Raw genomic sequence first — 23731 nt, forward strand, 5'->3', positions numbered from 1 at the left:
GTGCGTGCACTGCTGGTGTACCCGGCCGTCGCGGCTGTGGCCCTGGCGGGCGCGATGCTTGTCCCCTCGTGTGAAATGGACGACGGTTCACCACTCCGGAGACAGGCCGCCGCCCCGCCCGCCGCCGATCGCGTCGAGCAACTGGGGGTCAAGGTCCTCGAAACCCTGCCTCATGACCCCAAGGCCTACACCCAGGGCCTCGAGATGATGGGCCGCACGCTCTACGAGGGGACTGGCCTGGCCGGGCAGTCGTCGATCCGTCTGGGTCCGCCCGGTCGGCCTCCCACCGTCCGTGCCGACCTGCCGACACTGTTGTTCGGGGAGGGAATCACCGTTCTCGGGCCGACGCTGTGGCAGTTGACCTGGCGCAACCACGTCGCGATCGAACGCGACGCCAGGACACTGGCGGAGCTGCGCCGGGTCCCCTACGCGCAGGAGGGCTGGGGTGTGTGCCACCAGTCCAGGCGGGGGCGGCTGGTCACCAGCGACGGCTCCTCCCGGCTCACGTTCCGGGACCCGCGGACGCTGGCTGCAACGGGGGAGGTCGCCGTCACCCTCCACGACCGCCCGGTGCCACAACTCAACGAGCTGGAATGCGTGGGCGACAGCGTGTACGCCAATGTCTGGCCCTCCAACCGGATCGTGCGCGTCAACGCCGACACCGGCGCGGTGACCGCGGAGATCGACGCGTCAGGGCTGTTGACTTCGCGGCAGCAGCACACCGACGTTCTGAACGGCATCGCCGCCGTCCCCGGCACCGACGAGTTCCTGCTCACCGGCAAATGGTGGCCCAAGATGTTCCGGGTGGCCTTCGTCGCCAGGTGATCCAGCCCACGATCCCGTCGGCACGAGCGCGCAGATGGGCCGGGGACGATTCCAGGTCAGCGGGGGCCGGCATTGGCCACCCCTCATGCGACCGAGCCCGAGGCTCGAGATACCCAACCTCTGTGCTCAGCGCTCTTCTCACGCACACAAGAGAAGACCCAGGTCAGACACATCTGACCCGGGTTTCTCGAGGAGCCGCCTTCGGGGTTCGAAGCTGTTGTGCCTGATCAGACCACATGCGCGGCGCTCAACGCCGCTGCCTCGTACTGCACCGTCCCAAGACGTCCGGCCACCAGCCATCTGCCCATCGCCTTCGCGGTCGGCAGCAGCACGTCGGCGAGTTCGTCGTCGGTGACGGGGATGACCCGGTCCTTCGACCACTCGTACCCCCTTACCGATCTCCCCCGCCGTCGCCTCGCGGTCCCCCCACCTCGCACCCCTTGCGCACCCGCACCCGGCTCATGTCTTCCAGATGGACCTGGTGGAAGCGGATGCTGTGGTCCTCGGTTGCGGACGTGCCCAGCGTTCGCGCTTTCGTCAGGCGGCGGGCGTGCACGGCCGGGCGCTAAAGGGGAACGAGGGCGTCATACAACCGCAAGTCATGTCTTGTGTATCAAACAGGTGCCGTAGCCACAGCGGCCCGGCATGCACGACGAAACGACAACCCGCCACGCCGCCAAAGGAGTTCACGTGCGCAAGCGTTCACCGGCGGCCCGCCTGACCACGACCGCCGTCCTCGCCCTGGCCATCACCGGCGCGGGGTGTGCTGCCCGCCCACGCATTCGACAGCGCACCCGGCGATCCCGGGGACGCGGCTTATCGGCTGGACATCTCGGCCGACAGACTCACGACCGACTACGACGAGCGGACGGTCGATCTGACCGGTGTGTTGACCCGGGCCGACGGCACTCCCGTGGCCGTCGCACCGGTCGAGGTCGGGCAGTCCGTGCTCCACAACACTTGGAACCCATGGGGGGATCCCATCGATCCGACCGAGCGGGAGAGCCGGAGTCTGGGGACCGTACGGACCGACGACGAGGGGCGGTTCACGCTGTCCGGGGATCGGCGGACCGGTGGGAGGAGAAAGCGAGTCTCTTACTCAGTCCTCGTCATGAGGTGGAGTTCCACGCCTCCTACGATCCCACGGAGGACCCGACGGACCGCGACATGGTCTTCGCCCGTGCGGGGGTTGCCGGCAAGCCCGTCGCCAGCGGCATCACGTACAAGGTCAACAAGGCCAGGGTGCGTGGCGGGGACACGCTCATCGTCACCGGGAAGGTGACCTGGCCCGCCGGGCACGGGCCGGTCGCCGGTCCGCGGGTGTTCCTGCGGACGTACTTCGACGACGGCACCAGCCGACCGCCGCCCGTAGCGCGGCCGGCATCGAGGGGAGAAGGACGAAGCGAACGGACGCTGCCCGAGGTGTACGAAGACGCACCATGGCCGTGTCCGCCACGGCGACAAGATCGGCAATCACGACTGCCCACGTGCGGCGTCCCTCTGCAGGGTGTGACGTCCGTCCGCAGCCGCGGCCGGTATCTGTGCCCCATCGACGGGTACGTCGTCACCCTGGGCCAGACCCCCGTCCAGCTCGACCGTCCCATGCGTCTGATCCGGCAGCCCGGCGAGTGCGGACGCTGGCGGGTCACCGAACCGAGCCAGCTCGACGCGCAGCGCCTGGAGCACCTAGCCGGACGCGTCCTCGGGACCGGCTGTGTGGTCTCCGTCCACTACGGCCCCGACCGGGACCGGCCGACGGGCTGGGACGGACGAGCCGGCCTGCGCCTGGTCGATGCCGACGCCACGGGAGAACCGGCGGCTCGGCTGGTCAACAAGCGGCTGACGTACCGCCAGTGCGCGGCCTGCGCCAGTCGCATCCCCGACCTTCCCGAGCGCCACGTCCCGACCGAGTGGACACCGTGCCGGGCCTGGGCGACCACGGGGCGCAGCCAGTTTCGATAGTTCTGCCTCGCGTGCCGGAGCACTGCCCGCTTCCGTTGGATGGTCGGGGCCGGGGCTCGGCCCAGATGATCCCCGGGTGGCCCTACTCTTTGTTGCCGCGCTGGAGCCGGGTCGGACATCGTGGACTGCCAGGCTGGACGCGGTTCGGCTGTGTCCGTGGGACGGCGCGATAGCCGTTACCGCCGCCCAGGTCCGGGAGGTGTTCCAGCGGCTGTATATCGCAAGCCAGTCGCAGATCGGCGACCCGCCCGTCCTGGTCGTCGTCGATGTCGGCTATGACGTGACCCGCCTGGCTTTTCTGCTCGCGGACCTGCCCGTTGAGCTGCCGGGTCGGATGCGTTCGGACCACGTCCTGCACTTCGCGCCCCGCCGCAGCCGCCGGGCAAGCGGGTACGCAAGCCCAAGCGCGGGGCGGAGTTCGCGTTCGAGGCTGCGGCCACTCAGCTTGTCCCGTCCGTCACAACGGAGCGATACCACCCACTACGGGAAGGCCGTCGCCACTGCCTGGGACCGCCTGCACCCGCTGCTGGTCCGGCGCTCAGCCTGGGCCGGGAGTGTCTAAGCAATGGCGGATCTGCTGATCAGAAGATCGTGGGCCGCAAACGCAGCATCGCCGTCGATACCCTTGGCCTGCTGCTGGCTGTCATGGTCACCGCCGCCTCGCCCGCGACTACGAGACCCGGCCCGATCACTCCGAGAGCATGATCCGCCTCGCGATGATCTCCACTGTCGCCCGCCGAGCAACCGGTGAAACGACCATAACTTGGCATAACCCCTGAACCATAACGGTTCCAGATTGAACGCCCCTCAGAGGAGGTTAGTCCGATCTTTCTGAGTTCGTGATCACTCGTTCGTGGCACTGGTTGCCGTCCAGGCTCACCGGTGGGCATGTTCATGCTGAGGCTCGTTGCATGGAGCGAGAGTCGTATCCGAGTGACTTGGCGGATGAGCAATGGACGTTGATCGAGCCGATGATCACGGCGTGGAAGCGGGAGCGGGTCGCACGGTCGGCGATCGGCGATCCCGGGGGTTGCGATCTCCGGGACGTGGTGAACGCGATCTTCTACCAGAACCGGACGGGCTGTCAGTGGCGCTATCTGCCTCATGATCTGCCGGCCTGGTCGGCGGTGTTCTACTACTTCACGCTGTGGCGCGAGGACGGGCTCGACCAGCAGATCCAGGAACTGCTGCGCTGCCAGGTGCGGGAGAAGGCCCGCCGATTAGAGGACCCGTCCCTCGTGGTTATCGACACGCAGTCCGTGCGCGCGGCCGCGGGGGTCCTGAAGGCCACGACGGGGCTGGACGCGAACAAGAGGACTCCGGGCCGCAAGCGGGGACTGGCCGTCGACGTCCTGGGGCTGATCATCAGCGTCGTCGTGCTGGGCCGCCTCGGCGCACGACAACGCCGCCGGCAGAGCCCTGCTCGACCAGGCCGCCGAGCAGTGCGGGAACCGCCTGGAGAAGGCCCTGGTGGACCAGGGGTTCAAGGACGAGGTCGTCATCCGCGGCGCGATGCTCGACATCACCGTCGACGTCGTCCGCCGCAACCCCGCCGACCAGGGCAAGGGCTTCGTTCCGCAACCGAAGAGATGAGTGGTGGAGCAGGTCAACGGCACGTTGATGTTGCACCGGCGTCTGGCCCGCGAGTACGACCACCGGCCCGACAATGCCGCCTCGCGCATCTACTGGGCATCCACCGCGAACATGGCCCGCCGCCTCACCACGCCTGCACCAGCCTGGCGCGATGACTTCGTGGCGGCCGCGTGAACGTCATCGAACTCCTGCCAGATCTCCAGATCCGGCAGGACGCGGCCGCCACCCGGGCTGGCGAACTGCGCGAGCATATCGAGCACTTGAACGCTGCTCTGGCCGAGGCCGAGGCGCGTCTGGCGGAACTTGACACGACCCGGAAGGTCATTGCGGAACTCGCCCCGACCGGGACCGAATCCGAACCGCCTGAGTTGACCACCGCCTACCAGGTCATCCTGAACGCCTTCAACACCCACCCCGATCAGGCGTTCCGGGTCCGTGATCTACACGAACTCCTCGGCATGCCCACCGACGACCCGGGCATGAACGTCACCCGCAGCCGCCTTGGACGCCTCACCCGTCAAGGCTTCCTCACTCAACCTGGACGCGGCCTCTACCAGAGACGGACTTAACGCCGCTCTTCGCGGGCTGGAATCGGCACGGCCGCCGGCCGCCACTCTCGCCTGATCAACCCGAACACCCACGAGTCGGATACCTCACCGTTCACGACGCAGTCCTCCCGCAACGTCCCTTCACGCATGAATCCGATCTTCTCCAGGACCCGGGCACATGCCACGTTGCGCGTATCGGTCTCGGCCTGCACTCGATTCAGGTCCAGTGCGTCGAATGCCCACTGCAGCAAGGCGTGCGCGGCCTCCGTCGCGTAGCCGTGTCCCCACATCGCTTCGTCGAGGACGTAGCCCAACGACGCGCTGCGGTAGTCCGGGTTCCATCCGGTCAGACCGCACCAGCCGACGAAGGCCCCGTCAGAAGCACGGTCGATGGCCACCCGGGCCCCGGTGCCTTCGTCCGCCATCTTCCGGCACATGTTGATGAAGCGTTCGGCGCGGGCCCGTTCGTTCCACGGCGGAGAGTCCCAGTAGCGCATCACGTAGGTGCTGCTGTGCAGGGCGAAGAGCAGGTCCGCGTCGGCGTCGGTGAAGGGGCGCAGTCGCAGGCGAGCGGTGTGCAGTATGGGGGTGGCCAAAGTCATGCGCACCATCTGGTGCCCTCATGGGGCGGGCAGAACACCGAATATCCGATCCCGGTTGGATCCTCACGACCAAGGCTCCGCCTACCAGCAGATCGTGCACGGCACGACTACTCGGCCTGCCCACCGACGACCCAGACATGAACGTCACCCACAGCCGCCTCGCCCGCCAAGGCTTCCTCACCCAACCCGGACGAGGTCACTACTAGAAACGGACTTAACTCCCTCTTAGTGGGCGGTTCATGACTCTTTGAGTGGATCTGCTGTCGCCTGATGGTGTGGTGGCGGGGCGGAATTTGCCGGTCCGCGGTTGTTGATCTGGTGATGTGATCGGGTGAGTGAACGCAAGCCGTATCCGAGTGACTTATCGGACGAGCAGTGGTCGTTGATCGAGCCGGTGATCACCGCATGGAAGGGCCGGCACCGCTCGGTCAGCGGCCACCAGGGCGCGTACGACATGCGGGAGATCGGGAACGCGATCCTCTACCAGGGGCGGACCGGCTGTCAGTGGGCCTATCTTCCGCACGACCTGCCGCAGAAGAGCGCGACCTACTACTACTTCGCCGCCTGGCGGGACGACGGAACCGACCAGGTCATCCATGAACTCCTGCGCTGCCAGGTCCGTGAACGCGCCCGCCGATTAGAGGACCCGACCCTGGCGGTCCTAGACACCCAGAGTGTCCCCGGCAACTTCGCCAGGAAGCAATAGCCGACAGAACCTCCACCAGCGGCCTTGCTCCCACCTCAGCCAGAAACAGACATCACCTTACGAACCGCCCACTTAGACCGAGGCGTTGCCGACATAGGAGAGTTCGACCGTTTCGTCCACCGCCGAGCCGTCACCTGCCGACAGGTCCGGGGCGCTCCAGCTCCGAGCGCGCGCGCCGTCAAGAGAACTGGTCGACAGGGGCGTCGGCCCGGACAGCACCAGGGAGTAGGCGCGGGCCAGTGCTTCCAGAGCGCTGGCGCTCTGCCTCGACGGAATGTCGTAGTCGGTGGCCAGTCCCACGAGGCCGTCGGAGACCTCCGAAGGCATACAGAAAGAGAGCCCCGGCGGCTGCCGGGGCTTCAGTCTGAGCCAGCACTGCGGACTCAGGCCGGGCCGCCTGCCGTGCGGAGCTTCGGCTCACGGTCCGTCGCTGTCGGCCACCGCCGCGGGCTCGTCGGACAGTTCCTCCAAAAGCGCGGCTGGCCGCCGCACCACGAGGTGCTGGACCTCGTACGACATCTCCTTGACGTGGGGAGCCGGTGGCGGGTGGTAGCGGCCCGCGGACACTGACAGGTTGACGATGAGGTAGGCGTGCCAGGCACGTCCGACGCCTTGGCGGTCGGCGAACACCCGGCTGCCGTTCACCCACCAGATCACGGACCTCGGGCCGAACTCGACGCGCAGGTCGACCCACGCGCCCGGGCGGATAGCAGGGTTGCGGTAGTAGAAGTTGCCGCCGCGGACGTGGTTGGTCAGCTCCAGGAGGTCGGGGTTGTCGGGGTGGTACTCGAAGACGTCGATCTCCTGGTCGCCGTCCCGCCAGGTCCAGATGGCCGGCCAGGCCCCGGCCTCGTACGGCAATCTGACCTGTGCCTCGAGCACATCCCCTGCGCGGACGGTGAAGGCCTCCTCACTCCCCTCCGTGGTGAGCAAACCCGTGTCCCACCGGCCGTCCTTGCGGAGGGTGGCACGGAAGGTGCCCGAGCGGCTGCAGGCGGGGTCCGCCGTCAGGTGATCCAGTTTGTTGTCGCCGGGGTTGACCGGTCCGCCGTTCGGATATGCCCACGAACGACCTGCCACCCATTGACGGGTAGACGTGAAGTCCGCCGTGAAGACAACCTCAGGTCCAGACGCAATCCTCTCTGCCGACGGTGTCCCTTCGAATGCAGGATTCTCCATGCGCAGATGCTGCTCCATATGTGACTTTGGCATGCAAATGCTGGTGAATCTACGGAAAGGACAACTCGGACGGGCGAATCCGCCTTGACAAAGCCCGGATTTGCGTTCACTCAGGCGATTCCGCCGTTGGCGTAGAGAATCTGCCCGGTAACCCAGCACCCGGGGCCGGCAAGGAACGCCGCAGTCGGCGATGTCCTCAGGGGTGCCGAGCCGCCTCAGCGAACAGGGCCTCATCAGTTTCGACCGGCCCCGCTCACTCCAGTCGGCCAACCGCGTTTACGGGTTTCTGCCCCGGTGGCAGCGGCGTCAGTAAGGCCGGGACGAGACGGCACCGGCGAACGGGACCGGCAGAGGAAGACAAGGACGACCTGCTCACCGACGCCACGATCTACTGGGTGAACAACTCCATCGCCACGTCGATGCGTTACTACGCCAATGCCAACCGCTACCCCTGGGCCCCCGGCCCACGACCGTACCCCGGTCGTGCAGACCCCGGTCGTCCTCACCTTCGTCACGTACGAGAACCCGCCCCGGCATCCACACCGCCAACGAGCGGCGGGGGCGTGCGCGTCGGCCGACCGGCCCGCACCGCCCGCCACACCATCTGCCTGAGCCGGCCTCCCTGCGGGACCCCGCTCGCCGCCACCCTCCTGGGAGCACTGTCATGCCACCGCCACGCCCGTTGCGTCAGCGGGCCTCACCATCAGCGCCGTGCTGCTCCTGCTCACCGCTCTGGCGGCCAAGGCCCCTCCCGTCCGCCGCGCCCGCCACGAGGCCTCGTTCATCCTGGGTCGGTGAAGTCCTGGGATTCATTTACTGTGTCTCCGTACGCGATCGGTCGGCAGTGTCCGCCGGGTTGCGGGGGCGGGGCACGGCGGCAGCCGGCCCCAGGTCGAGGCGCTTGTCCATGTCCAGGCGGAAGCCGTACGGGTTGACATTGGACCAGAACAGCGCGGTCAGGCCGCGCCGGTCCTCCTCGCTCAGACGCTATGCCCAGGCCTGTTCGGCCAGGACTTGCTGAACGCCCGCAGATGTTCCCAACTTGCCGAACCTGCCGATGACTTCCGGCGGAGTCCCGGCGCGAGGGCATGCCGCTTGAGCAAGATGGTCATGTTGGGCGTGACTGCGCGTGCCATTTCGGGGAGGGGACTGGATGTTTATAGGAGTAGCTGTCCTATGCGACACCGATGACTGCCTTGCCGTCCACCTGGCGGTGGAGACCGGCGACGACGAAGACGCACGCTTCGCCTCCGAGGTCTCACAGATGGCGCGCTACGCCGCCCAAGGCGACGGCTGGGTGGTCAGCTCCGGCTTCCGCCAGCCGGTGATGACCTGCCCGGGCTGCGCGGACGGCCGGGGACCTGTCCTCGAACGCGGGCAGTGCCGAGGTGCATGGGCCGCTTCGACTCGGCGTCCAAGCGCGTGTACTGCCTGCACCAGGCAGAGCCGTCACAGGCTGAGGAAGGCTGAGCGCGCCCACCGGAGAACGGTTGGCGCGGGCGTGACGCGGATGTCGCGGCGTCGTTGAACAGCGTGACTCCATAACGCCGGGCCCGGGGGATGGCTCATCTCCCCGGGGCCCGTCGTGTGTCCGGGCCGGGTCAGCTCTCCCCGGCCGCGGTGGAGGTGACCCACGCGGCGGCTTCGACGTCGGTCAGGAGCAGCACCTGCGCCTGGTGGACGGTGAAACCCTGCACGACGTGGACACGCCCGGGGTGCGTGCTGCCCTCGGCGCGGGGCCGACCTGCGGGGCGAGCCGGTTCCAGGTGCTGGTGGGAACTCGCCCCAGGACCACGGCGTGGAACTGCTCGTGCCCTCCCGGACCGAGGGCGCTGGCGGTGGGGTAGCCGTCGAAGAGGACGTGGATGCGGGCCTGGCGGCCGGCGAAGAGGAACTCGTTGAGGGCGTCGAAGGCCGGGGACGTCTTCGGGGCGTCCTTCTCCCCGGCCGTGTCCCAGTAGCGGGCCAGCTTCCGCAGGGTGTGGTCGGCTTCCTCGAACACCGCCGTCAGGCGCGGCAGGTCGTCGGTGTCGCCGTGTTGGTTGGCGTGGTCGATACGGCGCTGAAGTTCGGCCCGGAGTCCGACCAGAGCGTCGTGGATGTCGGCTATGCCGGCGATGTCGGCGCGGTGCGTCACCGTCGGCAGGCCCTTCGCCCACCGGTGGGAGACCCGCGCGGTGTCGAGGACCAGGGCGTGGGCGCGGCGGTGATGGTGCGCAGGATGGTCGTGCTGCCGCCGCCGGTGCCGGTGCAGACCAGGACGTGGGGCGCGGCGTCGATGTCTACGGCCATCGCCCGTCCGTTGGTGCTGATGCCGATGAGCGCCGCCGACGCGGGCAGCGCCTGAAGCTGCTCGCGGAGACCGGGGTCGGTGAGGCGCAGCAGCTTCGGGAGCGCGGTCGTGCTCGTCATGATGCGGTTTTCCATTTCTGCGCTGTGCCTGGTGAACCGGGTGTTCTGCAGGGCGAGGGGATCGTGTCGGCCAGAGCGGACAGGGCCGGGTCGCGGATGTCGGCGGCCCGGGCCGGGTCAGTCCAGTTCGGTGGTGCCGGAAGCGGCGCGGGGCCGGTTGCGTGCCCAGCGCTTCAGATCGCCGACGCGGTAGAGGAGCTCGGCACCGCGCTTGCCCGCCGGGCCCGGGAAGGACGGATCGTTGGCGCGGGCGCTGCGCAGCGCAGCGAGGGTGATGTCTGGCAGGTGGTTCTGTTTGCTGACCCTCCGGTCGCTCCGCCTGGTCCTCGCCCACCACGACCTGGCGGGCGAGGACCGGACAGGCCGACCGGCCGCCAAGGCACCCACCCTGCGCCCCGCCGATGCACCGACATCGGCGGGGTGTGCTGCCGGAGTGCCCCGCCGACCATGAGCGCCCTCTATGACCCGCGTCCACGCCATCGTGGGGTTTAGGGAGATTTCTTACCTTTTCACTGATCGGTACCGTGACGATGGCCACCGAGAGGACTCCACTTCTCCGGAGTCTCCGGGACGGAAGGACATACACATGCGAGGCAAGCAGGCGATCGGCGCGGGCGTTCTGGCCCTGGCCCTGGCCCTGGCATCCGGAGCCGGCTGGGCCGCCCAAGCCACCTCCAGCGGTACCGCTGCCAGCCAGGCTGCTGCGGCCAAGGCACCGGTGCGGGCCGCGGCCGTGGACGGCTACCAAATCGTCCAGCTTCCCAACGCCAACGTGCCCAACTTCCAGCGCCGGACCCTCTACTGCCCGGCGGGCAAGAAGGTCATCGGCGGCGGCGCCGAGGCCCGGGGCAACGGCGCGGTGCTGGTCGGCAGCTTCCCCACCCCCGACGGCACCGGCTGGATCGCACTCGGTCGACAGGACGGCTACTCCACCGTCGGCATCAGCGTGTACGCGATCTGCGCCAACCCCTGATAAGGCAGTCCCGACATGGTGGTGGTTGCTGTCGGGGCGGAGGCAACCACCACACCGCGTGATCCCTCCCAGTCATGGGCCGAGGCGGTCGGCGAGTTCGGCACGGTGCGGGTCGGCGGCCGGAGATCACGGAGATCGCGTTCCAGGGCCAGTGCCAACTCACACCACCTCGCCTTCATCCAGGATGAGAAACCTCGGTGCACACGAGGCCCGCTCACCCTGGATGAGCTGGGGTCAGAAGGGGGTCAGACCACCCGAAGGAGTGAACAGGTCCTGGTCCAGGCACGGAACGAGCAGGAGGAACCGGGCGCGGAATTCAGAACTCAAGGAGTGTTACTCATCCATGCTTCAGCGCGGTGCCGACACCACTGGGCATCGCACTGCACCCGTCCCGGCACCCCAAGGAACAACGGCGCGCCCGGTCGCAGATCGTGGCCGTGCTCGAAGCCGCAGGGGCACCCCCACACGTCCGCTACCCCGTCACCGAGGGCGGACCGCTGCCCATCGACATGGACGTCATACGCCAGGCCGTCGCGGAACTACGCGCCCAGCGCGAAGACAACCCCAGCCTGCAACGGCACGTGGAACAGACCCGGGCGCGGGGTCATCGGCGGTATCAGTGAAATCAGGTGATCCCGGCAGTTCGAGTCGTCCCGTCGGACAGCTCGGACCGGGTCTGGAGTACGGCGAGGGCGGCTCGTGAAGTGACGCCGGTCTTGCGGTAGATGCGGCCGAGATGAGACTCGACCGTGCGGGGGCTGAGGTAGAGCCGGGCGGCTATGGCGGGGGTGGTCAGGCCTTCGGCGACCAGGGTGGCGATCTCACGTTCGCGAAGGGTCAGGGACACAGACACAGCGGCGGGCCCGTCGTCGGCCGTCGACGGGCCGAACACGGTGGGACGGAACGCGTCCGCCAGCCCGGTCAGTAGACGGGAACCGCCGGTCTCGGCGAGGCGTCGGGCGCGGGTCCACATGGAGCGGGCGCGGTCCGGGTGGCCGGCGGCCGCGGTCAGGGGGGCGCCGAGCAGCAGGCTGAACGCCTCCCACCGGACCGCTCCCCCGCGGGCCGCCTCCTCCGCGGCCTCCTCGAACAACTTCGCCGCCGCTGCCGTGTCGCCTTCGCCGCGCACGACGTGGGCCGCGCTGCGCAGCGCCGAGGCCCACTGCGACGGCAAGTCCAGCTGCTCCGCCTCCTTACGGGCCCGCTCGGCCCAGGTCCTGGCATGGTCCGTGTCGCCCGTGGCGACGGCGGAGTTGACGAGGATCTCCAGGAAGAGCGGGCGCATGGACGGCTGGAGCGCGTTCAGGTTGTCGCCTCCCGCGTGGAGGAGGGCGGTCCGGGCGCGTTGGGGGTCGCCGGCGTGGATCGCCGCGTAGCCGAGCATGCACCAGGCGATGGAGGCCCACCAGTGGGTGCCCTGACCGGCAGCCGCGACCGCTTCTTCGGCCACCGCCATTGGGGTCCGGTCGTCGTGCGGAAGTGCGTAGACCAGGGCATGCGCCTTGCTGCCCAGGACGAAGGCCAGCAGCTCGTCGCTGCCGATGCCGCGGGCGATGGTCTCGGCCTCGTCCGCGAATTCCACGGCCGAGTCGAGCCGGAGGGTCTGGGTGTGGACATGCGCCTTGCACAGCAGCAGGTGCGGCAGGACGTAAAGCCGGCCGCCGCGCCGGGCGATGGCCAGGCCCCGGTCCGCGTGCCGTTCGGCATCGGCGTACCGCTCCAGGAACACCTCCGCCCAGCTCAGCCGGAACAGCGGCTCGCACAGGTCCGCGAGGTCGTGATCGGTCAGCGCGTCGACCAGCCCAGCTGCCCGGTCGGTGGCCTCCCGGGCGGCGGACATCTCACCTTCGTACGCCTCGCCGAGGGCCGAGATCGCGAGCGCGCCCGCCTCCGCGACCTCGTCGCCCAGCGACCGGGCCAGGTCGAGGGTGCGGGCCACGTCGGCACGCACCTGCGGGTAGCCGGTGGCATGCGGCGCGGACGAACCCAGCTCCAGGCCGAGTTCGACGGCATCGGCGGGCGGCGGTCCCGGCGTACGGGAGAGCTCACGGCGGAGCAGCGCGACCGCCTCGGCGTAACGCCCGAGGTGACGCTCCATCACGGCGCTCAGCGTCACGGCGGAAGCCCGCACGCCCGTCGCCCCGGCCTCGTCCGGTGGCGACATGGCGATGACCTCGTGCAGCAGGTCCCGGCTCTCCCGCAGTCCTCCGCACACGCCCAGGGCGCGGGCCCGTCGGAGCATCAGATCGCGGCGCATCGCGGTGTGTTGTGGCTCGTCGGGCAGGTTCGCGAGGGCGACGCCCAGCCAGTGGACGCTGCTCGCGGGCGCGGTGGCGGCGGCCCGCTCGGCCGCCTCGGACAGTACGGCGACGGCCTGCGGGTCCCAGCCGGTCAGCGACCGCTCGACGTGGTGGGCGCGCTCGGTGGCGGGAGCACCGGCGCCGGCCAGCCCGGCCGCGGCGAGGCGGTGCATCCGGACCCGCGAACCGGGATCGGTGCTGTCGTGCACCAGCGCCCGCAGCACCGGATGGCGCAGCCGCCACCGCCCGCCGGGGCCCGGACGCAGCAGATCACGGCCCGCCAGCGCCTCCAGGTCCGCGTCGACCCCGGCCTCGTCCCGGCCGGTCACCACAGCCAGCAGCGCGACGGTGCCATGGTCGCCCAGGACGGCCACCGCCTCGGCGGTACGACGCTGCGCGGCGGTCAGCGGCGTCAGTTCGTCCAGCAGGAGGGAGCCGAGCCCGGCGGAATGCGGTGACACGTCGTGCCCTCGGGCCTGCCCGCCCCGTCCGGCCTGCAGGAGGGCGAGGAAGTACAGCGGGTTGCCGTCGCTGGCGGCGTACAGCTCCACGGCCCGGCCGGGCGGCAGACCGGGGGCCAGTTGGGGGGCCAGGACCTCGACGCACGCGCGCTCGGTGAGCGGTCCGAGGTCCAGCCGGAGCACCGTGCCCATGTCGATGCCCCGGGTGAGCGCGGCGGCGAGGGATGGGGTGGTCTGGCGGTCGCGGCGGGCCACGACGATCATGACGGGGGCGTGCGGGGGATGGCGGACGAGGTGGTCGAGGAGCTCCAGGGACGCCGGGTCCGCCCAGTGCAGGTCGTCCAGCGCCACCACGAGCCCGCGGCCGGGCCCTGAGCCGGCCCCGGCGATCCGCACGAGCAGCTTCGCGACGGACCGGTGCAGCCCGAACCGGTCACCGCGCCCATCCCCGACACCCGGCTCCCTCAGCCCCATGTCGTGGTCGTGGCCACGGGGGTGGTCGGCGAGGGCATCGCTGAACGGCCGGTACGGAATGTGCTGTTCGTACTCGGTGGCCCGGCCGCGCAGCACCGTCATCCCCCGGCCCCGCGCCCGGCGGCAGAACTCGGCCATGAGGCGGCTCTTCCCGATCCCCGCCGCCCCGGCGAGGTCCACGACGGCCGACTCGCCGCCCCCGCCGAGCGTCCGGTCGAGCACCGCGTCCAACCGCTCCAGCTCGGCCGTTCGGCTCACCAGCGGAGTCACATCCCCACCTCATCTCCCCCGGGCGCGTGGCCGTTGGGGACTTTACATATGCCGATCTTATGTATGCAATTACACGATTACGTGACTTCACGGATGCCTCGCGCCATGGCATCGGGCAGTGTGCGCAGGCGGAGCCGAGCCGTCTGCAGCTGGCATGCGCCAGGAAGGGTGATCCCATCGCTACCACGGACTCCAGCAGCCATCTGACACCGCTGAGCCGCGAGGACCCCCGAGAGGTGGCCGGCAACACCACGGCGAAGGCAGGCACCGGTGGGACCGTTCCCAGCCCGCTCGTCTTCCAGCAGTGCGTGAAGTTCCAGGCCGCCCTGGCCGGATGATCGAATGACCGGACCGGATGACCGGATGACCGATGAACGGCAACAGTTCAGGCGCCCCCGCGGCTCCGCCTGGGGCGCCAGTGGCCGGCGCGGTAGAAGTCCGGGGTGCGCAGGTCCAGGAAGCAGCCCGGCGGCTCAGGCGCGGTGAGTGAGCGGGTCATGGCGTCCAGCCAGGCTGCGAACGAGGGGAAGTCCGGTGCTGAGTCGTCCGGGTCCTCCCAGTCACCGTTGTCGACGAGGCGTGCGCGCGGCTCGTCCTGCTCGCGGAGGTAGACCGGGTATTCGCCGTCCACGCCCGGCTGGGTTATGTCGAAGCACCAGATCGCTTCCGCGCCGGAGTCGGCGAAGCCGACCAGGTGGTTGGTGGACAGGCAGCGACCGTCGCCGCGGTCCATGTGCTCCGGCATGTGCACGGTATTCGAGTTCAGTTCGACCATGTCCTCGTCCCCGACGAGGACGATGTCATGGCCGAACTCGCCTCGACAGGTGAAGGTGTTGTGCTCGGCGAGGAAGGACCGGTAGCTGGGTGGTGCCGTCCAGTGGATGGTGCCGAAGTGCGGCTTCAGCCCCGTTTCCCGGCGGTGTACGGACTCGGCCGAGGCGGGCCCCGACGCCGTGATCGTGACTGTTCCGGCCTCGGCGGCGTGGCGAAGGACTGCCAGGCTCTCGTGTGTCAACGGTGCGGTCCTCGATCCAGTGATTCCACGGCACGGTGTGCGGCAGGCGGCCGAGGTGGGGCTGACGGGGAGAGCCACCGCACGGACGGCCCCGGCGTTCCATGTCGGCGCAGTGGCCGAAGGGCGCCGGGTCGGCGATGCGTGCCCCCGATCGCGGGGGCCGCCATCGACACGCGAACCGAGCGGGCCCGGCGCCGTGATCCGGGTCAGTCGCGGAAGTGCGAAGCCTCCCTGCGCCGGCGGTCCACCTCGACGGCGAAGACGTCCGGTCGGCTGTAGTGACCGGTCGGGTCGAAGTTCTGACGCTCCTCCCGGACTCGGGCAAAATCCAGATCGGCGATGACCAGACGCTCCTCGTCCACGACCGGCTCGACGAGCCAGGTGCCGTCCGGCGCCGCCACGGCGGAACCACCGCGGCAGTAGTCGGTCACGCCGGCCTGCTCCAGCTCGGCGCGCAGCGGGAAGTCGGTGGGGACGTCGGACAGGGAGAGCAGCCCGTTGGCCGCGAGGTGGAACATCCTCCCCTCGCGGGCGATGAAGCATGTGCTGTTGTCGGCGGTGTTGTGGGGGTTGCCGGGCCAGACGCTGATGTGCAGTTCCTCGCCCTGCGCGTACAGGGCGTGGCGGGCCTGCGGCATCCAGTTCTCCCAGCAGTTCAGGCCTCCCACCCGGGCGGGGCCCACTTGGTGCACGCGCAGTCCGTTGCCGTCCCCGATGCCCCAGACCAGCCGTTCCTCGTGGGTCGGCATGAGCTTGCGGTGAGCGCTGACGATGCCCGCGCCGGGGTCGATGGCGACCAGTGTGCAGAACACGGTCCCTCGGGCGGTACCCACTCCCCGCTCCGTCGTGCCGAGGTACACGAAGATGCCCAGGTCCCGTGCGGCTTCGGCGATCTGGGCGAGTTCCGGGCCGTCGAGCTCCACCGAAGCCTGCAGGTACGCCGCGTAGGCGCGCTTCTGTGCGGCGTCGTTGAAGCGGGCGCCGCCGGTGTGCTCCAGCCAGGAGGGGTAGCCGGACAGGAAGGTCTCGGGGAAGGCGATCAGCTGGACGCCCTGTGCCGCCGCGTTCTCGAGCCAGGCGAGGACCTTCTTGGTCGTCGCTGACGGATCGAGCCAGTGCGGCCGGGCCTGTGCGGCAGCAACACGCATGTCGTTGTCTCCTGTGTCGTGTTCGAGTTGCGAGATGAGCGGTCGGCGGGAGCAGTCGGCGGTGGGCGGACCGGACAGCGGCCCGGGCCCGGCAGCGACGCTGGCTACACTGCGAAGAGCTGCGAGCTGTCGGCAAACGCCTTGAACTCCAGGGCGTTACCCGAAGGGTCCTTGAGGAACATGGTCCACTGCTCGCCGGGCTGCCCCTCGAAGCGCAGATAGGGCTTGATGACAAACGTGGTGTCCGCCGCGCGGAGGCGTTCGGCGAGTGAGTGGAAGTCGGGGACGGACAGGACGAGGCCGAAGTGCGGGACGGGTACGTCGTGGCCGTCGACCGGATTGTGGACCGGCTCATTGCGCGGCGCCAGGTGCGTCACGAGCTGATGGCCGCGGAAGTTCCAGTCGATCCACGTGTCGGAACTGCGGCCCTGGCTGCAGTCCAAGGTCTCGCCGTAGAAGCGGCGAGCGACCGCCAGGTCGTCGACGGGCACAGCCAGGTGGAACGGCGGTACCGGTATTTCATGCATGGTCATGATTGCTCCCTGTCCTTCAGGAACGTAGCAGTACTACCGACGACGAATGACCGAATGTTAACATCACTACATCGAGAGGCAAGGGGAGCGAAGTGAGCAACCAGGGTGGCATCGCGCCGGCCCGCCGACGCGGCATGGCGAACGAGGTCGCAGACCGGATCCGGGACGCGATCTTCTCCGGCGTCTACGCGCCCGGGGCTCAGCTGCGCGAAGTCGAGCTGGCCACAGCCCTCCAGGTCAGCCGCGGTCCGGTGCGCGAGGCACTGCTCAGGCTGGAGCGCGAAGGCCTCGTCCAGAGCGAATGGCACCGCGGGACCACCGTGACCGCCCTGTCCGCACAGGACGCCGAGGAGCTGAACAGCCTCCGCGGCGCCTTGGAGCAGTTGGCCGTCGAGCGCCTCGTGGAGCATGCCACGGAGGAGGACCTGGCGGCCGTCCGGAGAGCCGTGGACCGGATGGGCCGTGCCGAGGACAAGCATGCGATTGTGCGGCTGGACCTGGAGTTCCACGACGCTGTCTACGCCGCAGCCCACCACGGCCGCCTGGAAGGGGCATGGCAGGCGATCCGCTCCCAGGTGCACCTGTTTCTGCTGATGCGCATGGGCCTGAGCGCGAACGACTACGCCCAGCACATCGAGACCGAACACCGGGAACTGGCCGACGTCCTGGAGGCGCGCGACACCGAGCGCGCGCTCCGGCTCTTCGCGGAACACCGGAGCCACGCCTTCGACCTTCTCAAGGCGGCGGACGCGAAGGAGTAGCCCTCGTCGCCCCAGCGATCAACAACTGCTTCCCCGCCCAACTGGTCCTACAGAGGGTTGTTGCCGTCCATGTTGAGCGCGTGACCAGGCCTGAAGAACCGCTTGGCGAAGAAGTGACCGTGTTCGGCCGCCATACGGAACCAGGGTTCCGACGCCTGGATGCCGTCGCGGTGCTCAACCAGGCGGCCCATTTCCCACATCGACTCCACATCACCGGCGTCGACGCCGGTGCGCAGAAGGCGCTCTGCTTCGGCAAAGTCGTCCTGGATCTTCGCGATCATCGCCAGGCCGCGCAGGGCTCGCATGTCCCCCGCCTCGGCGGAAGCCTTCAAGCGCTCCGGGGTTCCGTACCGCCTGCGGAGCACGGCCCGGCGTATGAGCAACAGAATGCCGATCCCCCACAGCACCAGGCTCAGATCGGTGAGCCAACCTGTGTCGGACACCCCACCGACAATGCTCAGCACCGCAGCGACGATCACAAAGAGATCAGCCACACCGATCCCCCTCCATTTCCCCAAGATTCAAAGTACGCAGAACAGAAGCGCTTCAATCCGAGCGCTGCGGAACATCCGGCCCCAGTTCTCTTGAACTTCACGGTGACGCGCTCCGTGCCGTCGGCGCCGAGCAGCCGCCACCGTCCCGCCGGCCGGCCCTTGATGCCGACCCGGACCGCACCCTCGGCGATGACGGCGCCGGAGGAGTCCAGGCCGCGCCACCGCTCGACCGGCCAGCCATCTTGGTCCGATGCCGCTCCGGCCCCGCCGCACAGGAAGGGCCCCGACCGCCTCAGCAAGCGGCTCGCGTCACCTTCATGCCCGCTCAACGGGGCGTCGAGCCACCTGCCACCGTCCTGTGGCGGCCCCCCGGAACACGTCGTCCACCGTGAGCGGCCCAGGGGCCGGTACGGGATGCAGCCACCCGTGCAGCACCCTCGCGAGGTCGCCGCCGAACTCGCGCACCATCATCTGCTCGCCCGCGTCGCCGACCTCCCAGTACTGGGACAACGTCACCCGGGTCGTACAGCGCCCGCCGATCTGGAGGTCTGCCTCCTCGGACCGGACCAGAAGGAGCTCGGCGTCGAGGTCTCCGGTCACCAGGTGGTCCGTGTGAGCGTCCAGCGCGCGAACCCGTTCGTTGCCCACGACCACCAGGGCCGACTCGGCCGATGAGCCGTCGACAAGCCCGCCGTGCAGCGTCAGGTCACCGAGCACCACGACCGTGCCGTTGAGTTGGGCATGCCCCTCGATCTCGAGCGGCCCCCGGAACACCACGATCTCGTCGTACCCGGTGCCCAGCACGATGTCGTCGCCGCTGCGGGACGTGAGATCCGGGAACTGGGCCAACGGGGCGCCCGTGCGGTGCATCGCCCACGCGAGCAGGAATTCACCGTCGGGAGGGCACCGCCCTTCGGGCATGCGGATGCGCTCGAACCGGGAACGCGCCAGCGCCTGCTCGAGCACTTCCGTCCATGTGTCGAGGTGTGCCGCCTCCTTGACACGGTCCTTCGGTGTGGCAGGCGGGCCGCCCCAGTGGTCGACCAGATGGCCGCCCGGCATCGTCGTCCGCAACTCATGTAATGCGGAGGCCAGTTCGTGTCGCAGAGGGCGCATGTGGGTGAGCCTTTCAACGTATTCGCGCGGCAGGCACACGGCCTGCGGACAGGTACTCGACCGGGAAGGGGACGCCAGGGTGGCTCCGAGCTCTGCCGTCCCACCCAGCCCAGTCAGGCCTCGCCGCCGTCGGCGGTGACGGCCGGGATCGCGCACAGGGCGCGTAGTGCGTCGGCGTCGCAGGGCAGGCCGTTGTAGCGGAGCACCTCGTTCATGTTGACGTTGACGAAGTCCCAGCCGGCCACGCGGTCGGCGATGACCTGCACGACAGTGCGCTGGTCGTCGGTCAGGGGCTCGCCGTCGGAGTACGCGGCGGTGGGGAACACGATGTCGAGCAGTGCCCGGGCGACCTGGGGCGAACCGAAGGTGCTGGCCTTGTCGAGTGCGGTGCACATCTGTGTGAGGCTGTCGCGGGAGTGCTCGGGCGGCAGCAGGGAGAAGGCGCCGATCGCATCGGTCGGCGCGCTGCCCTCGGCGAGGAAGAACGCCCCGAACTCGTCCAGTTCGGACGGGTCAGTGAGCGCTGCGGCCAGGAGTGGCAGAGCCGGTGTGGCGGGGGTGGCGGCGGTACGTACCCAGGTGAGCGCGGCGCAGAAGCACAGCAACGGGTCCTCGTCTGTGAGGAAGGGTTCCAGCAGCTCACGGGTCGCCTCGCCCGGCGCAAGCGCCAAGCACAGCAGGAGATCCGCGAGGATGCGGTGGTCGCGTTCCCCGTCCCGTTGTGTCTCAACGGCCAGGCAGGCGCGCAGCGCCGCTGCGGCGTCCTGGCCAGGGGCGGCTGCCAGCAGGTGGACGGCGATCTGCCGGGTCTTGCGGGATATGCCAGGCCCGTCGGCGGCCAGCCTGGCCCACGTCGGCGTCGCCGCGGCGAGATGGGTGTAGATCTCGTGGTAGGCGCCTTCGACGTCGTGCTCGGTGAAGTGCTCGGCGGGCTTTCCGGCGTCGGTGGGGGTGGTGTCGTAGAGGTGTTTGAGCCGCTCAGTTGCGCCGAGGCTGCCGTCTCGGGTGGCGACCTGGAGGATGAACTCCAGCAGCGCTTCGGGCACCTCGTCGGCGGGCATGGTCCCGACCAGCGTGATCATGAATCGCAGCGTCGGTCCGGCGACGCCGGAGACGGTGTGCTGGTGCAGTACCTCGTCCCACATCTCGCCCAGGGCGTGCTCGGAGGCGAGCGGGTCAGGCACGGCCAGTCCCTTGAGCAGGAACGGGAAGTGTTTCGCGTCGCGGCCGAAGAACGTCTCGTACGTGCCCCACTTCACCTCGTCCACGCCCGTCAGCCCCTCAGGCATCGACATGGTCCGCCAGGCGTGGACAGCTGCGGCGAACTGGCCGAGATCGCCTCGGCGGCGCACGTCCAGCTTCTTGAACTTCACGGTGGCGCGCTGCGTGCCATCGGCATCGAGCAGCCGCCACCGCCCCACCGGCCCACCCTTGATACCCGGCCGGACCGCGCCCTCGGCGATGACGGCGCCGGAGGCGTCCAGGCCGCGCCACCACTCGACCGGCTCGCCCTTCACCAGGGCCTCGGTCGGCCCGACATCGGCGGTCCGGGTCCCGTCCTCGGTGAACCACGCCTCGGCCACCAGGGCGCCGTCACGCTCGATCCGTTCGACGTACAGGGCACCCTCCCCGTGGAAGCGCCGGTGCGCGGTCGTACCGTCCGGCAGGATCTCGGTCTCGGCGGACCGTACGCCGTCCTCGAACTTACGGCACAGGGTCTCCTCGCCGCCGGGGCCGTAGGCGAACTCCTTGTCGAGGTCTTCAGGGGTCCAGGGCAGGTACTCGCGGCGCCGGGCCGGACGGCCCTCGACGAAGTCGACCACGATCGGCCTGTCCGCGCTCAAATGTGGTTCGCTACGCCACATCCGCCAGGTGCCGATGGGGGTGCAGCCGGCCGGGGCGCGGCCCCCGCAGACCCACGACCTCAAACCGTCGACCCAGACAGCCTCGTCCGGTGTGCCGCCGCGGCGCTCCGGCTCGGCCCACGGGATGGTGAACTCCCCCTGCCCGGCGCTTGGTTCGCCTTCCAACAGGCGCAGGGCCAGCTCCGTAAGCCCCTCATGGGCGGCATGCAGCGCCGCCCCGGGTGAGGTGCCGAGCCCAAGGGCCAGGCACTGCTCGACCCCCGTGTCGTCCCCGGCCCGCGCCGCCTCGATCAGCGGGTTGCTCCGGTTTGCGTTGCCCAGGCCGATCTGTGCGCACAGCTCACCAGCAGGGGCGTTGTACTCGGCCCCCTTGAAGGCGCCGTCGGTCGCCCAGAACCGGCGCAGGCCCACAGGCCGGAGCTCCGCCCCCGGGATATTGCGATCGAGGTACCAGTGGCCGTGCCGGGAGGCGTGCTGAGCACCCTCCGGTACGTTCTCCGGACGCGGCGGGAACGGCTCGCCGTCGTAGTCGACCTCCGAGCCGTCGGCCGGATGGAACCGCTGACGGACGAAGTACCCGTCCTCGTCGAACTCCTGGACCATGACCCGGATGGACCCCGGCAGTTGGTCCAGGGGGGACTTCTCCTGCGTCGGCGTGTCCGAGCGGTGGAGGGTGACCTTCCGCAGCCGCCCGTCGGGGAACTCCGCCACCTCCGCCGGCGAACCGTCGTCGTGGTAGCGGCGAGCGGTACCGTGCCGCTTGCCGCCACGCCACTCGCTCTCGCAGGCGAGCGTCCCGTCGGGCCGCCAGAAGCGCCAGGAGCCGGTCCTGCCGTCCGGCCTTGTCTCACCGGAGCCCCACTCGCCGAACTCCTCGATGTACTGGGCATCGGCGGGAACACCGTCCGGACGCTCCCTGCGTGCCTGGGGCTGCTCGGTACCGCTCGTGGAAGGGGTTTCCATGGTTGTGTCTCTCGTCAGATACGGGTTGGCGTGATCCAGGGTCTGCAGGAATGACGCTTCGAGTGCGGCCCCCGCTCCGTCCTGCCAGACGACGTCCGGGGCGAAAAAGACCCGGGGCACCGGCCGCAACGGCGCGGCGTCGTCCGGCGGGAAGTACTGGGCCGCTCGGAGCATCGCGTCCTTCAGCCACATCGGGAACTGCGGCGACCGCCCCACGACATGGTCGGCAAGGGAGACGAGCGAGAACGCCCCACGCCGCACGTCGATCGCCTGCCCATCGGCGAGGTCCGCGTGCAGTTGCGCAAGCACCTTCATGGCCAGGCACAACGGCTGCGCCCAGGCCACCTCGGTGCCGGCCTGCGTGGGCGCTGGCAACGGGAGCGAAGCGGCGGCGGGATGCGCCTGCGCAGCCCACGCGGCCGCGATGCGCAGCCGCGCATCGACGCTGTCGACATTGTCCTCGACACGCGCGACCACCCATTCCGCGCACGCAACGGCGAGCGCGAAGGCGGCGTCGACGCCCAGCCGGTCGAGCGCATCGGCCAAGCGCGGGTCGTCCTCATCCATCGCGGTCCAGAGGCCGTTGGAGATGACCATGTCCCAGTCGCAGTCGAGCGGGACGGCGGCGAGGCCGAGGTCGTAGGGGAAGGCGGCGGAGCTCATCGTGGGTCCAGGGTCTCGTGCGGTTCGGTGGGCCATGTGGGCTGCTCACGTCCCGACCGGGTGTTGTTGTCGACACGCAGGCACAGCTTCGAACAGGCGTCCTCATCGGTGCAGTCGCCTTCGCGGGTCTGGTTGGCTCTTGCTTGTGGTCGCAGACAAAGGTCTTTCCGTCGCGCCCAGACCCGGCATCCGGTGCACATACGCCGATGCCTGGTACACCGCCGCCGGCGACCTGGCCCCGGCTCCTCCCCCGAATCCAAACACCCCCACCCCACACCCACCACCCTGGAAGACCCCCACCCCCCAAAGTTCAGTAACGTATTGCGTAGTTTCACCGACCTACCAACCGGGACGTGCTGTACACATTTCCCCGCACCCGCACCCGCACCCGCACCCCCTCACCCCGGTCGAGTCCCCGGACGGTGCCGAGTGGTGGCACGGCTGCCCGGACGCCCCCTGTTCGACCGGGCAGGCCAGGAGTCGTTTGAGGCACACGAAGGAGGAACAACCCCCTGGCCAAAGGGACGGGGACTCAGCGGGGCTCAGGAGAACTAACGGGATGTCACACAGGGGCAGTTCGCGGTGACAATAGGCGGCCTCCGCGCCGGTTCTTGGCCTCACACACCGGCACCGGACATCAGGCCGGCGATGAAACTCCGAGTTCGGGGCGGAGGACTGTCTGCCCGGCGCGTAGCGCCGCATCGATCTTGTGCTCGTCGGCGCTGCCGTCCTCGCCGAGCAGTTCCGCGCTTACCCGATCGCCCAGATTATCATAGTGAGCCGGTTTTGAGTTCTCCCGTCGCCACTTGAGTCGTGTTCCGTTTCGGATCGTGGCTTGGGCGGTGACGGGGCTGGTGGTTTGCGGTCT

The 23731-nt window shown here is 69.2% G+C and carries 22 protein-coding genes and 6 pseudogenes; 12 read left to right on the top strand and 16 right to left on the bottom strand.

What is annotated here, in order from left to right:
• Positions 1 to 825 (top strand): glutaminyl-peptide cyclotransferase (locus ACFU53_RS33550; RefSeq protein ID WP_384000988.1); only part of this gene is annotated, 825 nt, incomplete at its 5' end.
• 227 nt (positions 826 to 1052) lie between these two features.
• Here ACFU53_RS33550 and ACFU53_RS33555 read toward each other — a convergent pair.
• Positions 1053 to 1262 (bottom strand): hypothetical protein, encoded by a 210-nt coding sequence (locus ACFU53_RS33555; protein ID WP_384000991.1) that lies wholly within the window; start codon positions 1260 to 1262, stop codon positions 1053 to 1055.
• Positions 1263 to 1941: 679 nt separating this feature from the next.
• Here ACFU53_RS33555 and ACFU53_RS33560 point away from each other — a divergent pair.
• From ACFU53_RS33560 to ACFU53_RS33585, 6 genes and pseudogenes are all read left to right on the top strand, one after another.
• Positions 1942 to 2787: a hypothetical protein gene (locus tag ACFU53_RS33560; protein WP_384000994.1), complete on the top strand. Its 846-nt coding sequence runs from the start codon at positions 1942 to 1944 to the stop codon at positions 2785 to 2787.
• 76 nt (positions 2788 to 2863) lie between these two features.
• On the top strand, positions 2864 to 3349 hold the full coding sequence (locus ACFU53_RS33565) for a transposase (protein WP_384000996.1): 486 nt from the start codon (positions 2864 to 2866) through the stop codon (positions 3347 to 3349).
• Positions 3350 to 3354: 5 nt separating this feature from the next.
• A pseudogene (locus ACFU53_RS33570) lies at positions 3355 to 3450 on the top strand (IS5/IS1182 family transposase); the annotation flags it as partial.
• Positions 3438 to 3566 (top strand): annotated as a pseudogene (locus ACFU53_RS33575) (IS5/IS1182 family transposase); the annotation flags it as partial. The pseudogenes ACFU53_RS33570 and ACFU53_RS33575, both read left to right, overlap by 13 nt.
• A gap of 132 nt (positions 3567 to 3698) precedes the next feature.
• Positions 3699 to 4554 (top strand): annotated as a pseudogene (locus ACFU53_RS33580) (IS5 family transposase).
• Positions 4551 to 4949, top strand: coding sequence for a hypothetical protein (locus ACFU53_RS33585; protein WP_384000999.1), 399 nt, complete (start codon positions 4551 to 4553; stop codon positions 4947 to 4949). Before ACFU53_RS33580 ends, ACFU53_RS33585 begins: the two are co-directional and overlap by 4 nt.
• On the opposite strand, the gene ACFU53_RS33590 is transcribed toward ACFU53_RS33585, so the two are convergent.
• Positions 4946 to 5530, bottom strand: coding sequence for a GNAT family N-acetyltransferase (locus ACFU53_RS33590; protein WP_384001002.1), 585 nt, complete (start codon positions 5528 to 5530; stop codon positions 4946 to 4948). The genes ACFU53_RS33585 and ACFU53_RS33590 overlap by 4 nt on opposite strands.
• A gap of 331 nt (positions 5531 to 5861) precedes the next feature.
• Between ACFU53_RS33590 and ACFU53_RS33595 the strand changes: the two are divergent.
• Positions 5862 to 6209, top strand: a pseudogene (locus ACFU53_RS33595) (transposase); the annotation flags it as partial.
• Positions 6210 to 6308: 99 nt separating this feature from the next.
• Here ACFU53_RS33595 and ACFU53_RS33600 read toward each other — a convergent pair.
• The 3 genes and pseudogenes from ACFU53_RS33600 to ACFU53_RS33610 form a co-directional block, all read right to left on the bottom strand.
• Complete coding sequence (locus tag ACFU53_RS33600; RefSeq protein WP_384001005.1) at positions 6309 to 6563, bottom strand: hypothetical protein; 255 nt, start codon at positions 6561 to 6563, stop codon at positions 6309 to 6311.
• A gap of 90 nt (positions 6564 to 6653) precedes the next feature.
• Positions 6654 to 7415, bottom strand: a complete 762-nt coding sequence (locus ACFU53_RS33605; protein ID WP_384001008.1) for a beta-glucanase — start codon at positions 7413 to 7415, stop codon at positions 6654 to 6656.
• A gap of 110 nt (positions 7416 to 7525) precedes the next feature.
• Positions 7526 to 7634 (bottom strand): annotated as a pseudogene (locus ACFU53_RS33610) (SDR family oxidoreductase); the annotation flags it as partial.
• A 140-nt stretch (positions 7635 to 7774) separates the two neighbouring features.
• On the opposite strand from ACFU53_RS33610, the pseudogene ACFU53_RS33615 reads away from it, so the two are divergent.
• Positions 7775 to 7971, top strand: a pseudogene (locus tag ACFU53_RS33615) (epoxide hydrolase); the annotation flags it as partial.
• A gap of 1098 nt (positions 7972 to 9069) precedes the next feature.
• Here ACFU53_RS33615 and ACFU53_RS33620 read toward each other — a convergent pair.
• The 3 genes from ACFU53_RS33620 to ACFU53_RS33630 form a co-directional block, all read right to left on the bottom strand.
• Positions 9070 to 9552, bottom strand: a complete 483-nt coding sequence (locus tag ACFU53_RS33620) for a hypothetical protein (RefSeq protein WP_384001011.1) — start codon at positions 9550 to 9552, stop codon at positions 9070 to 9072.
• A complete protein-coding gene (locus tag ACFU53_RS33625) occupies positions 9549 to 9827 on the bottom strand; it encodes a hypothetical protein (RefSeq protein WP_384001014.1) in 279 nt (92 codons plus the stop codon). The genes ACFU53_RS33620 and ACFU53_RS33625 overlap by 4 nt, the downstream gene beginning before the upstream one ends.
• 117 nt (positions 9828 to 9944) lie before the next feature.
• Positions 9945 to 10205, bottom strand: coding sequence for a hypothetical protein (locus ACFU53_RS33630; protein ID WP_384001017.1), 261 nt, complete (start codon positions 10203 to 10205; stop codon positions 9945 to 9947).
• A 208-nt stretch (positions 10206 to 10413) separates the two neighbouring features.
• Here ACFU53_RS33630 and ACFU53_RS33635 point away from each other — a divergent pair, with 208 nt between their 5' ends.
• Together ACFU53_RS33635 and ACFU53_RS33640 are read left to right on the top strand one after the other, a co-directional pair.
• Positions 10414 to 10800, top strand: a complete 387-nt coding sequence (locus ACFU53_RS33635) for a hypothetical protein (protein ID WP_384001019.1) — start codon at positions 10414 to 10416, stop codon at positions 10798 to 10800.
• A 356-nt stretch (positions 10801 to 11156) separates the two neighbouring features.
• Positions 11157 to 11423, top strand: coding sequence for a hypothetical protein (locus ACFU53_RS33640; protein WP_384001022.1), 267 nt, complete (start codon positions 11157 to 11159; stop codon positions 11421 to 11423).
• A gap of 2 nt (positions 11424 to 11425) precedes the next feature.
• On the opposite strand, the gene ACFU53_RS33645 is transcribed toward ACFU53_RS33640, so the two are convergent.
• The 4 genes from ACFU53_RS33645 to ACFU53_RS33660 all read right to left on the bottom strand — a co-directional run bounded on the left by ACFU53_RS33645 (position 11426) and on the right by ACFU53_RS33660 (position 17001).
• A complete protein-coding gene (locus ACFU53_RS33645) occupies positions 11426 to 14305 on the bottom strand; it encodes an AAA family ATPase (RefSeq protein ID WP_384001025.1) in 2880 nt (959 codons plus the stop codon).
• Between the two features lie 385 nt (positions 14306 to 14690).
• Complete coding sequence (locus ACFU53_RS33650; protein ID WP_384001028.1) at positions 14691 to 15320, bottom strand: SMI1/KNR4 family protein; 630 nt, start codon at positions 15318 to 15320, stop codon at positions 14691 to 14693.
• Positions 15321 to 15526: 206 nt separating this feature from the next.
• Positions 15527 to 16468, bottom strand: a complete 942-nt coding sequence (locus ACFU53_RS33655) for a carbon-nitrogen hydrolase family protein (RefSeq protein ID WP_384001031.1) — start codon at positions 16466 to 16468, stop codon at positions 15527 to 15529.
• A 104-nt stretch (positions 16469 to 16572) separates the two neighbouring features.
• A complete protein-coding gene (locus tag ACFU53_RS33660; RefSeq protein WP_384001034.1) occupies positions 16573 to 17001 on the bottom strand; it encodes a VOC family protein in 429 nt (142 codons plus the stop codon).
• Positions 17002 to 17093: 92 nt separating this feature from the next.
• Between ACFU53_RS33660 and ACFU53_RS33665 the strand changes: the two genes are divergently transcribed.
• Positions 17094 to 17762 carry a GntR family transcriptional regulator gene (locus ACFU53_RS33665; protein ID WP_384001037.1) on the top strand — a complete coding sequence of 223 codons (669 nt, stop codon included), beginning with the start codon at positions 17094 to 17096 and terminating at the stop codon, positions 17760 to 17762.
• Positions 17763 to 17809: 47 nt separating this feature from the next.
• Here the strand turns inward: ACFU53_RS33665 and ACFU53_RS33670 are convergent, their stop codons facing one another.
• From ACFU53_RS33670 to ACFU53_RS33685, 4 genes are all read right to left on the bottom strand, one after another.
• On the bottom strand, positions 17810 to 18256 hold the full coding sequence (locus ACFU53_RS33670; RefSeq protein WP_384001040.1) for a sel1 repeat family protein: 447 nt from the start codon (positions 18254 to 18256) through the stop codon (positions 17810 to 17812).
• A 315-nt stretch (positions 18257 to 18571) separates the two neighbouring features.
• Positions 18572 to 19372 carry a hypothetical protein gene (locus ACFU53_RS33675; protein WP_384001043.1) on the bottom strand — a complete coding sequence of 267 codons (801 nt, stop codon included), beginning with the start codon at positions 19370 to 19372 and terminating at the stop codon, positions 18572 to 18574.
• Between the two features lie 113 nt (positions 19373 to 19485).
• Positions 19486 to 22863 (bottom strand): toxin-antitoxin system YwqK family antitoxin, encoded by a 3378-nt coding sequence (locus ACFU53_RS33680; protein WP_384001046.1) that lies wholly within the window; start codon positions 22861 to 22863, stop codon positions 19486 to 19488.
• Between the two features lie 637 nt (positions 22864 to 23500).
• The coding region (locus tag ACFU53_RS33685) for a hypothetical protein (protein WP_384001048.1) at positions 23501 to 23731 on the bottom strand (231 nt) is incomplete at its 5' end.

The sequence above is a fragment of the Streptomyces sp. NPDC057474 genome, from assembly GCF_042802555.1.
Classification (GTDB): Bacteria; Actinomycetota; Actinomycetes; order Streptomycetales; family Streptomycetaceae; genus Streptomyces.

Excerpts from the sequence above, each read along its gene's own strand:
- ACFU53_RS33660 (WP_384001034.1), bottom strand. The coding sequence starts at position 17,001 with ATGACCATGCATGAAATACCGGTACCGCCGTTCCACCTGGCTGTGCCC.
- ACFU53_RS33675 (WP_384001043.1), bottom strand. The coding sequence starts at position 19,372 with ATGCGCCCTCTGCGACACGAACTGGCCTCCGCATTACATGAGTTGCGG.
- ACFU53_RS33635 (WP_384001019.1), top strand. The coding sequence starts at position 10,414 with ATGCGAGGCAAGCAGGCGATCGGCGCGGGCGTTCTGGCCCTGGCCCTG.
- ACFU53_RS33590 (WP_384001002.1), bottom strand. The coding sequence starts at position 5,530 with ATGACTTTGGCCACCCCCATACTGCACACCGCTCGCCTGCGACTGCGC.
- ACFU53_RS33655 (WP_384001031.1), bottom strand. The coding sequence starts at position 16,468 with ATGCGTGTTGCTGCCGCACAGGCCCGGCCGCACTGGCTCGATCCGTCA.
- ACFU53_RS33680 (WP_384001046.1), bottom strand. The coding sequence starts at position 22,863 with ATGAGCTCCGCCGCCTTCCCCTACGACCTCGGCCTCGCCGCCGTCCCG.
- ACFU53_RS33600 (WP_384001005.1), bottom strand. The coding sequence starts at position 6,563 with ATGCCTTCGGAGGTCTCCGACGGCCTCGTGGGACTGGCCACCGACTAC.
- ACFU53_RS33625 (WP_384001014.1), bottom strand. The coding sequence starts at position 9,827 with ATGACGAGCACGACCGCGCTCCCGAAGCTGCTGCGCCTCACCGACCCC.
- ACFU53_RS33605 (WP_384001008.1), bottom strand. The coding sequence starts at position 7,415 with ATGGAGAATCCTGCATTCGAAGGGACACCGTCGGCAGAGAGGATTGCG.